Origin of the sequence: Actinoplanes philippinensis (assembly GCF_900113015.1) — a bacterium.
Classification (GTDB): domain Bacteria; phylum Actinomycetota; class Actinomycetes; order Mycobacteriales; family Micromonosporaceae; genus Actinoplanes; species Actinoplanes philippinensis.
In genome coordinates this window covers 61,215-73,532 of sequence record NZ_FONV01000024.1, presented here as the reverse complement: position 1 = coordinate 73,532, position 12,318 = coordinate 61,215, and the positions used below count along the sequence as shown (strand labels likewise).

Annotated in this window: 13 protein-coding genes; 9 read left to right on the top strand and 4 right to left on the bottom strand. The window is 71.5% G+C overall.

The window, feature by feature from the left end:
* The first annotated feature begins 15 nt into the window (after positions 1 to 15).
* Positions 16 to 495, top strand: coding sequence for an NUDIX domain-containing protein (locus tag BM290_RS42395; protein ID WP_093621646.1), 480 nt, complete (start codon positions 16 to 18; stop codon positions 493 to 495).
* A 29-nt stretch (positions 496 to 524) separates the two neighbouring features.
* Here the strand turns inward: BM290_RS42395 and BM290_RS42390 are convergent, their stop codons facing one another.
* Both BM290_RS42390 and BM290_RS42385 read right to left on the bottom strand, forming a co-directional pair.
* Positions 525 to 1,703, bottom strand: a complete 1,179-nt coding sequence (locus BM290_RS42390; RefSeq protein ID WP_143134143.1) for a hypothetical protein — start codon at positions 1,701 to 1,703, stop codon at positions 525 to 527.
* Between the two features lie 52 nt (positions 1,704 to 1,755).
* On the bottom strand, positions 1,756 to 2,427 hold the full coding sequence (locus BM290_RS42385) for a DNA alkylation repair protein (RefSeq protein WP_093621644.1): 672 nt from the start codon (positions 2,425 to 2,427) through the stop codon (positions 1,756 to 1,758).
* Positions 2,428 to 2,749: 322 nt separating this feature from the next.
* Here BM290_RS42385 and BM290_RS47825 point away from each other — a divergent pair, with 322 nt between their 5' ends.
* Complete coding sequence (locus tag BM290_RS47825) at positions 2,750 to 2,995, top strand: hypothetical protein (protein ID WP_143134142.1); 246 nt, start codon at positions 2,750 to 2,752, stop codon at positions 2,993 to 2,995.
* Here BM290_RS47825 and BM290_RS42380 read toward each other — a convergent pair.
* Complete coding sequence (locus BM290_RS42380; RefSeq protein ID WP_203779768.1) at positions 2,971 to 4,146, bottom strand: MFS transporter; 1,176 nt, start codon at positions 4,144 to 4,146, stop codon at positions 2,971 to 2,973. The genes BM290_RS47825 and BM290_RS42380 overlap by 25 nt on opposite strands.
* Before the next feature lie 82 nt (positions 4,147 to 4,228).
* Here BM290_RS42380 and BM290_RS42375 point away from each other — a divergent pair, with 82 nt between their 5' ends.
* The 7 genes from BM290_RS42375 (at position 4,229) to BM290_RS42340 (ending at position 11,688) form a co-directional block, all read left to right on the top strand.
* Positions 4,229 to 5,131, top strand: a complete 903-nt coding sequence (locus BM290_RS42375) for a LysR family transcriptional regulator (protein WP_093621643.1) — start codon at positions 4,229 to 4,231, stop codon at positions 5,129 to 5,131.
* Between the two features lie 99 nt (positions 5,132 to 5,230).
* Positions 5,231 to 6,247 carry a serine hydrolase gene (locus BM290_RS42370; protein ID WP_093621642.1) on the top strand — a complete coding sequence of 339 codons (1,017 nt, stop codon included), beginning with the start codon at positions 5,231 to 5,233 and terminating at the stop codon, positions 6,245 to 6,247.
* A gap of 285 nt (positions 6,248 to 6,532) precedes the next feature.
* Complete coding sequence (locus BM290_RS42365; RefSeq protein WP_143134141.1) at positions 6,533 to 6,874, top strand: hypothetical protein; 342 nt, start codon at positions 6,533 to 6,535, stop codon at positions 6,872 to 6,874.
* Between the two features lie 335 nt (positions 6,875 to 7,209).
* Positions 7,210 to 7,911, top strand: coding sequence for a hypothetical protein (locus tag BM290_RS42355; protein WP_093621639.1), 702 nt, complete (start codon positions 7,210 to 7,212; stop codon positions 7,909 to 7,911).
* A gap of 20 nt (positions 7,912 to 7,931) precedes the next feature.
* The gene (locus tag BM290_RS42350; RefSeq protein ID WP_143134140.1) at positions 7,932 to 8,597 is read left to right on the top strand and encodes a hypothetical protein; all 666 of its coding nucleotides are present in this window, start codon (positions 7,932 to 7,934) and stop codon (positions 8,595 to 8,597) included.
* A 515-nt stretch (positions 8,598 to 9,112) separates the two neighbouring features.
* Positions 9,113 to 10,387: a radical SAM protein gene (locus BM290_RS42345; RefSeq protein WP_239144025.1), complete on the top strand. Its 1,275-nt coding sequence runs from the start codon at positions 9,113 to 9,115 to the stop codon at positions 10,385 to 10,387.
* Complete coding sequence (locus BM290_RS42340; protein ID WP_093621636.1) at positions 10,384 to 11,688, top strand: M20/M25/M40 family metallo-hydrolase; 1,305 nt, start codon at positions 10,384 to 10,386, stop codon at positions 11,686 to 11,688. The genes BM290_RS42345 and BM290_RS42340 overlap by 4 nt, the downstream gene beginning before the upstream one ends.
* Here BM290_RS42340 and BM290_RS42335 read toward each other — a convergent pair.
* A complete protein-coding gene (locus BM290_RS42335) occupies positions 11,663 to 12,271 on the bottom strand; it encodes a helix-turn-helix domain-containing protein (protein ID WP_093621635.1) in 609 nt (202 codons plus the stop codon). The genes BM290_RS42340 and BM290_RS42335 overlap by 26 nt on opposite strands.
* Between the last annotated feature and the right edge of the window lie 47 nt (positions 12,272 to 12,318).

Here is a 12,318-nt window from a genome sequence, read left to right as displayed (position 1 = left end):
TGATGGAATCCGGGCATGCCGACGCACCGTATCCCTGCCGCCCGGCCGGTCCGGGCGACCCCCACGCATCCGGTCGACGTGCTGCTCCTGCTCACCGACGGCGACCGCGTCCTGCTGGCCCTGCGCTCCGGCACCGGCTATGCCGACGGCCAGTGGAACCTGCCGTCCGGCAAGCTGGAGCACGGTGAGGACGCGCTGACCGCGCTGCGCCGTGAGACCACCGAGGAGATCGGGTTGCGCCTCGCCGCCGACGAGCCACGCCTGATCACCACCGTTCACCACCGCACCCCGTCCGGCCACGCCCGTGTCGGCCTGACCTTCGCGGTGCGGCATGATCCGGCCAGGCACGGGGCGCCGGTCAACGCCGAGCCGCACAAGTGCGCCGGGATCGAGTGGTTCCGGTGGGATGCGCTGCCACCGGCCACCTATCCGTATTCCGCGGCCTGCGTGGCGGCCTGGCGCTCCCGCGCCGCGCTGATATTGAGCGGCTGGTGATCCGTCGTCATCGGCGCGGCGGTGGTGGGTCAGGCCGGCTGAGCGGCACCGGGGCGGGGGAAACCCATCGTCGGGTGCGGGTGGCCGCCCAGCGCGAAGGAGATGTCGTCGACCACCGCCCAGTGGCCGGGGGACCCGTCGGCCGAGGCCCGGCGGGCCAGACCGCCGACCACCCGGCTCCAGTCGTCGCCGGTGAGCCGGACCGGGACCAGGTCGTCCGCCTTCGATGCGCCGGCCATCGCCGTTGCGATCGACGCACGGATCGCCATGCCTTTGCCGGCCTCGGTCTCGACCGGCCCGAGGGCCTCCAGGACCGTGCGCCAGACGGCGGCGGAGCGGGTCACCGTGTAGTCGCGGGTGTCGTCCAGGCCCAGATGATCCGAGGTCTTCTCGGCGATGGTGAACCCACACCAGGGCGACCAGTCGCCGCCGGCCACACTCTGTGGGGTGCCCTTGACCCGCCACTCGTAGGTCTCGCCCTGCACCAGCCGCTGGACCATCCGGAGGTCGAGTTCGGCCGCCTGTCCTGCGCTGACGGGTGAATGCGCCCGCTCCAGAGCCAGCGACTCGTCCGGGTAGCGGCGCCGGAGCTGGAACGTGGGCTCCACGCTCCGCAGCCCGGGAATCCGGACGAACGTGGCGGCCAGTTTCGGGTAAGCCGATTCCACGAGGAGTGGTGTCATACCGTCCGGGCAGGCGGCGCCGTTGACGGCCAGGGTGTCCGGGAGCGCCGCCCCGAAGAACCGCGAGTCGGTCAGGTCCGCCGCCGGCTCGTGGATCGGTGACCGGGTGCCGGCTGTCTCGTAGCCGCAGGTCACCGGCACGCTCGGGTCGGTCTGTGTGGCGATGGTGAACTGGCAGGTGACCAGCGGCATCGGCGTCGTCTCCGCCGGACCGGCGGTCACCGCGGCCGCCGTCGCGGTGGCTTCGCTGCGGGCGGTACGAGCCGCCACGACGACGGTGAGCGCCACGACCGCCATCGCCACGACCGCCACCACGGCCCCGGCGACGACCCGGATCCGCGCGCTGGCGCGACCCGGCGCCGGCGGCGGATCGCCAGGGAGAGGTTCGATCGGGGACGGTGGCGGCGCGACGGTTCGCAGGCGCCGGTCGGCATACACCGCGACGGCTCCGGCGACGGCGGCGCCCGCCACCGCGAGCAGAGCGACCCGCCGGACACTTCGGGGCGGGCGGTGCGGCGTCGTCATGGCCGGGATCATCGGCGGGCCGGCGCCGCATCCGAGGATTGCCTGTGGAAGGTCAGGCGGGCTGCTGGCGGCGCACCATCTCGGTGATCCAGACCGGGGCGTACGGGGAGGTGCAGTTCGGCGGTGTCGGGTAGTCCTTCAGAACCTCGAGGCGCTCGCCGATGTCGAGAGCCCGGGCGCGCCGGCCGGGGTGGGAGATGCCGATCTGGGCCAGGCAGTGGTTCATCGCCCACTGCAAACGATCGGGAGCGTCCCGCATCCGCGCCTCGATGACGTCGAGCAGCCCGTCCAGGTCCAGCCCGTCGGGTCTCCTCGCGACGCGATCGACGGTCAGAGCCCAGCCGGCGCTCGCCACGACCGGGTCCGGGTCGGCGATCCAGGCCACCCGCAGCGCATCGGCGTGCGGGCTCTTCTTGACCACGTAGCCGACCAGCCAGTCGTGCACCTTCGGGGTCCGTGCGTCGCGGAGCATGGTGTCCAGGTCGACGCGCTCGAACGCCCTCGGACGGCAGATCAGCAGCGCCACCAGGCGGGCGGCGGAGTCGCCGGTCGCCCACAGATCGCGCGCCAGGTCCTGCTGGGTCCTGAGCCGTTTCGCGACGGCCCGCAGCGCTCCCAGGTTGACCCCGTGGTCGTCGCCGTGACGCTCGTTGACGGCGCGCGCCTTCGGGTCCTCCAGCGCGGCCAGCTCCGCCAGCACCTCGGCCACCGTCGTGTCGGTCACGCCCCACCCCGCCCGTCGAACTTCCCGTCACCGAACGCTATCCCACCCTCGCGCCGGCCGGCGGTCAGCGCTGTACCGAGGCCGCTGACGCGGCGCTGGGGTCCGGCCGGCGGTCAGTGCTGTTGGGGGGCCTGACGCGGCGCTGGTGTCCGGCCGGCGGTCAGTGCTGTTCGGGGGGCCCGACGCGGCGCTGGGGTCTGGCCGGGGGATGCCGGCCAGCGGTGACGGCTGTTTCGGGGGCGGTGTTGCGGCGGTGGAGGCCGGCCGGGGTGGCGGGGATCAGGCGCGGGCGGGAAGGTGGGGCGACGGGAGAGGAGCAGTCGTGGCTGATGTGGTCAGGATTCCGGGCGCCTTCCTGGCGGCTCTGATCGAATCCGGTCGTGGTCGGCGGGTGACGGCCCGCTGCCAGACGTGCGACAGGTATGCGGAGCAGCTGGCGGTTCCGGAGATGCCGCCGGGGAGCCCGCTCGCGGGGCTGCCGATGATGGACCTGTTCACCCAGGGCTCCACCGCGGTCTGCCTGCATTGCCGGACGTTGAACTGTCAGTCCGAGCCGTTCGACGACTGACGGGACAGGACGGCGACGGCCGCCAACATGATCAGCAGGGCGGCTGCGAACCAGGTCATCACCGTGATCACCGGGGTGGTCAGGGCGGCTACGCCGATGGCCAGGGCGGAGACCGCCAGGGCCACGTAGGCGATCAGGAAGATGCCGGCGAGCGCCGCGCCCCGCTCCGCTCCGGTGGCGAGCGCGGCGACCGTACCGATGCCGGCTTTGAAAAGGACGCCGGCCCCGGCGGCCGCGAGCAGGCCGCCGAGCAGGAAGACCGGCAGGCTTGCCTGATGCATTCCGGTCACGAGGGTGATCGTGCCGATGGCCTGGGCGGACAGGCCGAGCATGGTGCGGCGCCGCGCGTCGAGGCCGGTGGTGAGGGTCTGCGCCGCCGCGGAACCGCCGAAGACGGCGAAGACGATCAGCCCGGCGAGCGCCCGCGACGGGTGGTTCAGGGTGCCGGCCACGAAACCGGGCGCCACCGAGGTGAAAAAGCCGAACACGGAGAAGGCAGCGAACGCGCCGGTCGCGGCAGCGAGATAGGCGGGGCCGCGCCCGGTGGTCACCCGCTGCGGCCGGTACCGGTAGGCGCGGTTCGGGCGCACGGTCTCCGGCGCCAGCGCGACTGCCGCGATTGCCGCGACGAGAAGAAAAACGAAGACGAGGTACGGCGTACGCAGTGGCGCATCCACGAAAGAGGCGAGCAGACCGGCGACAAGCGTGCCGAGGCCCAGGCCCCCGATGTTCGCCGCCGTCGACACGATCTCGAAGCGGGCGGGGGAGGCGTCGTTGAGTTCGAGCAGGTGCGCGGTGGCCGTAGCGGTGATCATGCCGACGCCGAGCCCGGTGATGAGCCGCGCCGCCAGCAACACGGGCAGTGACGTGCCGGAGAGGAACAGCACCGCCGCCACGAGTTCCAGACCGAGCGCCGGGATCAGGATCCGCCGCCGTCCGACGTGGTCGGAGACGTGCCCGGCGAGCAGCAGGCTGGCGACGACACCGACCGCGTACGCCGCGAACACGACGGTGACGGTGAACGTCGAGTAACCGTAGAGCGGGTAGAGCGGCGCCGGGACCGTCGAGAACGCCATCGCGACGGTGAACGCGAACGCGACCGGCCAGAAACCTGTGCTCCGGGTGGCGACCCGGGCCTCCAGAAGTGCCATGCGCCGACTGTCCGCCACACCGATCATCACCGCCAACGAAAGTTGGAGCTCGTACCGATCGCGATCGTTGATACTTCGATGTGTGGAACTCCGCCAGCTCGAATACTTCGTGGCCGTCGCCGAGGAGCAGCACTTCACCCGTGCGGCCGCCCGTCTGCACGTGGTCCAGTCCGCCGTCTCGGCCGCGATCAAGACGCTGGAACGCGAGCTCGGCGCCCCGCTGCTCGATCGCAACGCCAAACGGGTCCGGCTCACCGACGCCGGTCTCGCCCTGCTGCCCCGCGCCCGGGTCGCCCTGGACGCGGCCCGCGACGCCCGGGACGCGGTCGCCGAGGTGCGCGGCGGTCTGCGCGGCACCCTGCGGATCGGCACGCTCACCTCGATCCGGGTCATCGACCTGCCGGCCCTGCTCGGCGAGTACCACCGGCGTCATCCGGGCGTGCTGCTGCAGACCGCGGTGTCGCCGATGGGCTCCCGCGGACTGGTCGCGATGCTCGCCGAACACCGGCTCGACCTGGCGTTCGTATCGGTGCCCGGACCGCGCCCGGCCGGGTTGCACCTGGTCGAGCTGACCAGCTCGGTGATGGATCTGGCCGTGCCGCTCGACCATCCGCTCGCCGGGCGGACCACGGTGCCGATCGAGGAGCTGGCCGGGCTCGGTTTCATCGACCTGCCGGCCGGCTACGGCAACCGGGACGTCGCCGATCGGGCGTTTGCGGCGGCCAGCGTCCGGCGGCACGTGAGCATCGAGATAACCGACATCGGGACGAGCGCGGATTACGTACGCAATGGGCTCGGGGTTGCGCTTCTTCCCCGGTTCTTGCTCGGTTCCGGAGCGGGACTTGCAGTGGTCGAGGTCACCGGTGCGGACCTTCGCTGGCCGTTGTCGCTCGCGGTCCCGGCCGACCGCCCGCCGGGCGCCGCGGCCCGGGCCCTCATCTCCCTCACCGCTGACTTCCTGCCGGACGGAAACCCGGGTCGGTGAACGTGAAGCAGGAGGGCGGGGACCGGCGGGCGGCACGGGCGGGTTGACCTCGGGCTTCATGCCGGATGAGGGGTGTCCGGTCCATTAGAGTGGGCCGCCATGAGGTCGAAACGGGTCTGGATCATCGCGGCGGCGGCGGTCGTGGCCATCGGTGGAGGTGGGCTGGTGGTTGCTGCAGACCTGAGCGCCGACGAACCGGCACACGGCACTCCCGTTCCGGCCGCCGCCGTGATCCTTCCGGCGCTGCCCGCCATTCCGGCCGCGGCGGCCTCGCCAACGTCATCGGCCGCTGCTTTTCAGGAGTCATCGGCCGCTGCTCTGCAGGCGTCTTCGGGGGCGGTCTCGCCGGCGTCGCCGGTGGCCGGAGGGCAGCCGTCGCCGACGGCGGCCGCGGTGGACCGCGCCACGCGGGTGAAAAGACTCGACGCCGCTTTGAAAGCAACCAAGGGAGACTTCGCCGTCGCGGTGCTCGATCGCAAGACCGGTCAGCGGTACGTCTATCGGGGCTCCGTCAGATACGACACCGCCAGCATCGTGAAGGTGCAGATCCTGGCCTGCATGCTGCTGAAGGCCCAGGACGCCGGCCGCGCGCCCACCGCCGCCGAGATGAAGCTGGCCCGGCCGATGATCCGGCTCAGCGACAACAACGCGACCACCTCCCTCTACCAGAAGATCGGTGGCAAGAGCGCCGTCACCGGATGCAACAAGCGGCTCGGACTGACGCAAACCGTGGTCAACAGCCGCTGGGGCCTGACCCGGACCACCGCCGCCGACCAGGTCGTTCTGCTGTCCGAACTGGTCGACACCAGGGGCCCGCTGTCGGCGAGTTCACGAAAAACGGCGTTCACCCTGATGAACACGGTGGACAAGGCCCAGGACTGGGGCGTGCCGGTGCTCGCGAAGAAGGACGAGATCTTCACGGTCAAGAACGGATGGGACACGCGTACGGCCGACGGCGGACTGTGGGCGGTCAACACGATCGGCCGGATCACCGCGAAGAACGGCTCGGTCGACGTGTCCGTGGCGGTGCTGACCCGGCGCAACAAGAACATGACCGCCGGCGTCACCCTGGTGGAGAAGGTGGCCAAGCTGACCCGGCAACATCTGGCCTACTGATCCCCGCGCGCCCGGGGCCGGATCCAGCCCCGGCTGTTGCACTGCTCGGGGCCGCAGAAGATCCGGTTCCCGGTCTTGATCGGGACCGAGCCGGCGCCTCGGCAGGCCGGGCAGTCGACGGTGTCCGGTGGCCGGACCGGCGTGAGAACCTGCAGTTCCGGATACCGGGCCGCGGCGCGAACGTGGGCGATTCCTCCAGGAGCCGAAGCCGGACGGGTGAGGCCGGGTCCACCGCATGCTGTCAAGGGGTTGCCGCTGGTGACCGTCCTGGGTAAGGCTGATCGGGTGGGAGAACCGGGTGCCCGGGCCGCGCTCGGGTTCGTTCGTGCCGTTGCCGTGCTCGCCTCCGATGCCGAGGTTCAGGTGGCCTGGCTGAGCCGGGCGGGCGCGGTCGTCGAGGAGCTGGTGCTGGAGTTCGACCAGGGACATCGGCTGCTGCCGGCCTTCGTGGACAGTGGGTGGATCGATGCCGCGGCGGTTCCCGCGCTGGCCGAGCTGGACCGGCAGCTCGACGAGATGGGCGGCGACCATCAGCGGGCGCTGTGGACCGCCGAGGCGCTGGCCACCCGCCCAGAGTGGGACCGGGTCCGCTTCCTGGCCCGAGCCGCCCTGATCCTGCTGCCATGATCCCGAGACCACGCGACCGCCCCGGATCCGATCACGACAAAGGCCGCTCAGGGCCGGATCACGGCAAGGGCCGCTCAGGGCCGGATCACGGCAAGGGCCGCTCAGGGCCGGATCACGGCAAGGGCCGCTCAGGGCCGGATCACGGCAAGGGCCGCCCTGGGCCGGAACACGGCAAGGGCCGCCTGGGATCTGGTCACGGTGAAGACCGCTCGGGTTCTGATCAGGGTGAGGGCAGCCCGAGGCCCGATCACGGTGGGGATCGTCCGGGTCTCGATCATGGCCGGGATCGTCGCTATCGTGTGCGGCACCCGCTGGCTCGATCATGGGACGTGCCGATGTCGTTGCGCCGCTGGACCCGGCTGCTGGGGCGTTGGGCTCTCACCGGCCTGGCGGCGCTGAGCTGGCTGGGTGGCCTGGCCGGCCTGGCCCTGATCCTCACCACCGGCGCCGGGGCGCTCAGCGACACGACACCGGGCCGGATGTGGGCGGTGTGGCTGCTGCTGGTCGCCGCCTGTTTCCTGGCCCTGCTGGCCGACCGGACCCGGCCGGACGGTGTGCTGGCCCGCCACGCGACCGCCGCCGGGTGGGCGAGGACCGATCCGGCGGGGGTGGACTGGCCGTGGGCCGAGCCGCGGCCGGGCGGAGTGATCCGGGTGCGGCGGGCCTGGTCGCTGACCGCGGGCGGCTTCCCGGTCACGGTCGGCGTCGTCCGATGGGCCGGCCGGGGCTTCGGCGGCGCCACCGACGACGCGGACGGCCGTGGGGTGGTCGTGGTGGTGCGCCTGCCGACGGCCGTTCCGGCGATGGCCTATCACGTCCCGTTCGAACGGATCGGCGACTCGCCGCTGCTCGACGGGGCCGACCTGCGCAAGGCGTTCCTGACCCGGCGGATCCCACCGTGGACGGTCCGCCGGCGGATGCTGTTCACGGTCGAGCCGGCGAACGAGGGCGTCACTCCCGCCGTGGTCGACGCGGCCGTCCACCGTGCTCTGCGGGTGGCCGGGCTGATCGGCCTCACCGACGGCGTCGCGGCCTGAACGATCACCAGGGGTTGCCGATGCGTCCTGTGGGTGTCCTCGTCGGCTGGATCGTCCTGATACTGCTCGCCAACACGGCGATCGTGTACGTCCTCGACGTCGCGTTGCGCGGGCAGACCGCCGGTGGTCTCCTGCTGGCCGTCGCCGTCCCGTTCCTGATCATGCTGATCAACCGGTCCACGGCCGCCGAGGCGGTGTCGCGTCACGCCGCGCTCTGCGGCTGGGTGGCCGCCGACCCGGCGGGCCGCGAGTGGCCGTGGACCGACCTGCGTCTGCGCGGCACGATCCGGGTGCTCCGGGCGTGGTCGTTCGTGTCGGAGGGTTTCCCGATCACGGCCGGCGAGCTGAAGTGGACTGGCAACGCCCTGGCCGGCGCCGTCGAGGGGGAGACTGGCGAGGGCGTCTTCGTCATCGTCCACCTGCCGGCGCCGCTGCCGTCGATGGCGATGCGCAACCGGTTCGACCGGCTCGGCGACTCGCCGCTTCTGGACCGGCCGGAGCTGCGCCGGGCGCTGCTCACCGGGGAGATCCCACCGTGGACGGCCCGGGGGCGGACGCTGTTCACGATCGAGCGGCGCCGGACGTGGCTGCGTCCACCCGCGATCGAGGGCGCCGTGCACCGCGCCCTGCGCGTCGTCGAGCTGCTCGCACCGGCCGGCGACGACCTGGATCAGGCCGACAGGTAGAGGCCGTGACCGGCGTCGAGGGACGGCTCGGACCAGCCGAAGAACTCCTCCAGCCGGGCGTCGCGGACCGGACAGCCGGGCATCGCGGACCGGACCGTCCAGGTCCACGGGCAATGCGGCCTGACGGATCCGCAGCGCGCCGGGGCCGCAGCGGTTGGCGGCGCGCACCGCGTCCCGCGCCGTGGCCGGTTGCGCCGCGTCGGCTCCGGCGTGCAGCGGGACATCGCCGGCGAGATCGGCCGGTGGCGGCTCGGCGGGCGCGATCGCGGTGCGGGCCGCACACACCCGTGAGGCGCCTTGCGGTCCGGTGTGGGGCTCACGTCGCGACGGTGATCACGGGAGGGGTGGGTGCGGTTGCCGGGGGCGGACGGCGTACGCCGAGGTAAGGGGGTTGACCTGGGGTTTGGTGATTTGTGACACGGGAGCCTGGCTCCGGATGTAAGGAGCCGGGCGTGCTACGGTCCGGATGGGAGGACGCCACGATGCAAACGCGTACGGATCTCATCGAAGATCTGATGGGACGGTTCCCACACATCCCGCGCGAGGCGGTGATCAAGGAAGACCTGCTGCGAGGCGGGCTGGCGTTCGACGATTCGGCGCTCACCGACAATGAGAACGGTGATGTGAAGCCGAAGTCGTATTTCATCTTCTCGTTCGATCACCGCACGCTGCCGGAGCTGGGTGAGGCGGCGCTGCGGCGGCCGCCGGAGGAGATCGTGCTCACCGGCGGGCCGTATGGCCTGCGGCGCACGGTGGTGTCGGTGCGGGTGAATCCGTCCTCGCCGTATCGGGTGAAGCCGTCCGACGACGGCCGGTTGATGCTGTTCCTCGACGGCAAGCCGATCGCCGATGTCGGGCTGCCGCCGATGCCGGATTACTACCGCCACACGCTGGAGGGCGGCAAGCAGATCATGGAGGTGGCGCCCACCATTCAGTGGGGCTATCTCATCTATCTGACCGTTTTCCGGGTGTGCCAGTATTTCGGCGCCAAGGAGGAATGTCAGTACTGCGACATCAACCACAACTGGCGTCAGCACAAGGCGGCCGGGCGGCCCTACACCGGAGTCAAGCCGGTCGACGAGGTGCTCGAGGCGCTGGCGATCATCGACAAATACGACACGGCCCGGACGTCGCAGGCGTACACCCTGACCGGCGGCAGCGTGACCAGCAAGGTCGACGGGCTGGCCGAGGCCGACTTCTACGGGCGTTACGCCCAGGCCATCGAGGAGCGGTTCCCGGGCCGGTGGATCGGCAAGGTCGTCGCCCAGGCGCTGCCGAAAGAGGACGTCCAGCGGTTCTACGACTACGGCATCCGCATCTATCACCCCAACTTCGAGGTGTGGGACAAGCGGCTGTTCGAGCTCTACTGCCCGGGTAAGGAACGGTATGTGGGCCGGGCGGAATGGCACCGGCGCATTCTCGACTCGGCTGAGATCTTCGGCCCGCGCAACGTGATCCCCAATTTCGTCGCGGGTGTGGAGATGGCCGAGCCGTTCGGTTTCCGTACCGTCGACGAGGCGATCGAGTCGACCACCGAGGGCCTGCAATATTTCATGTCCCGGGGCATTCTGCCGCGCTTCACCACCTGGTGCCCGGAGCCGACGACACCGCTCGGCAGGACGAATCCGGAGGGCGCTCCCCTGGAGTACCACATCCGGCTCCTCGAGGCGTATCGCGCGACCATGGAGGCCAACGGACTGAGCAGTCCGCCCGGTTACGGCCCGCCCGGCGCCGGTAACGCGGTCTTCTCGGTGAGCTCGTTCATGGACACGCTGCCGGCCGCTGAATGATCGAGGCGTTCCGCGACCTCCTCCGCATTCCGACCGTCTCCACCAGGGATGCCGCAGCCTGGGATCATGCCGCCTTCGACGCCTTTCACGAGGCGCTGGAGCGGCATTTCCCGATGCTGCACGAACTGCCGCTGACCCGGGTCGGCCGCCATGGCCTGCTGTTCCACTGGGCGGGCCGGCACGCCGACCGGCCGGTGGTGCTGATGGCCCACATCGACGTCGTGCCGGCCGAGGGCGAGTGGGCTCATCCGCCGTTCGGCGCGGTCGTCGAGGACGGGGTGATCTGGGGCCGCGGCACCCTCGACTGCAAGGGCAGCCTGACCGCGATCTGCCAGGCCGTCGAGGGCCTGCTCGCCGCCGGCCACACACCCGCGCAGGACGTGTGGCTCTCGTTCGGCTGTGACGAGGAGGTCGCCGGTGACGCGGCCCAGCTCGCCGTCGCGGAGCTGCGGCAACGGGGCGTGACCCCGTGGTTCGTGCTCGACGAGGGCGGCGCTGTCGCCTACGACGCGTTCCCCGGCGTGGACCGGCCGATGGCGGTCGTCGGCGTCACCGAGAAGGGCGTCACCTCGCTGGAGCTGCGCGTCGAGGGCCGCGGCGGGCACTCGTCCACCCCGGCGCCGCTGGGCCCGACCGCGCGGCTCGCCCGGGCGATCACCCGCCTGGACCGTTCCCCGATGCGGGCCTGCGCGCCGGACGCCACCATGGAGCTCTTCCGGCGGGCGGCCCCCCACGCCAGGCCCCCGATCCGGTATGCGTTGAGCACCGCCGTCCGCAGCCGGTCCCTGCTGACCCGTCTGCTGCTGGCGGCCGGCCCGGAGACGGCGGCGATGGCGCGGACCACCTTCGCGGTGACGACGCTGAGCGGCTCCCCGGCGATGAACGTGGTCGCCGCGTCGGCCACCGCCGGTGTCAGCGTCCGCATCCTGATCGGGGACACCACGGAGAGCGTGATCCGGCACATCCGCCGGGTCATCAAGGATCCGCAGGTGCAGATCACCGTCCTGGACCGGGCCGAGCCGTCCCCGTCGTCACCGGTGGACGACGCGTTCGACCTGCTGGCCGCGGTCACCCTGACGCATTTCCCGGAGGCGGTCACCTCGCCGTATGTGATGATGGCCGCGACCGACGCCCGCTTCTTCACGGCGATCAGCGAGCGGGTCTACCGGTTCACCCCGTTCGAGATGACCAAGAAGCAGCGGGAGTCGATCCACACCACCGACGAGCACATCACCGTCGACGCCTACCGCAAGGGCGTCGCCTGGTACGGCAGCCTCATCGAGCGTCTTCCCGGCGGCTAGGGTCCTCCCGCCGGGTGGAGCGGGCCCGGACGTGCATGCGCTCACCCTGCCGGCCCAGGATGCTGATGATCTCGACGGCATGGTGACCGGTGCTGCCGAACCAGTGCGGCAGCCGGGTGTCGAACTCGGCCGCCTCACCCGCGCCGATCTCGAAGTCCTGATCGCCGAGGACCAGCCGGAGCCGCCCGGACAGCACGTAGAGCCACTCGTAGCCCTCGTGCGTCCGCGGCTCCGGCTCGGTCTGGTCGGCCGGGATGATCACCTTCCAGGCCTGCAGCGACCCGGCGTGCGGCGTCAGCGGCAGCACGATCCGCCCGTTGACCCGCCGCGGCGTGGGCCGGACCCGGGGGTCGGCGATCTGCGGCGCCCCGATCAGCTCGTCGATCGGCACCCGGTGTGCCTGTGCGATCGGCAGCAGCAGCTCCAGGCTCGGTTTGCGCTGGCCGCTCTCCAGCCGGGACAGGGTGCTCTTGGAGATGCCGGTCGTCTCGGCGAGCGCGGTCAGGGTGATGTTGCGCTGGGTGCGCAGCCGCCGGAGCCGGGGGCCCACTTCGGCGAGCGCGGCGCTGATCGCGTGATCCACCCGGCCATTGCACAGGGCTTTCCCGGAAACGGCAACATTGATTGCCG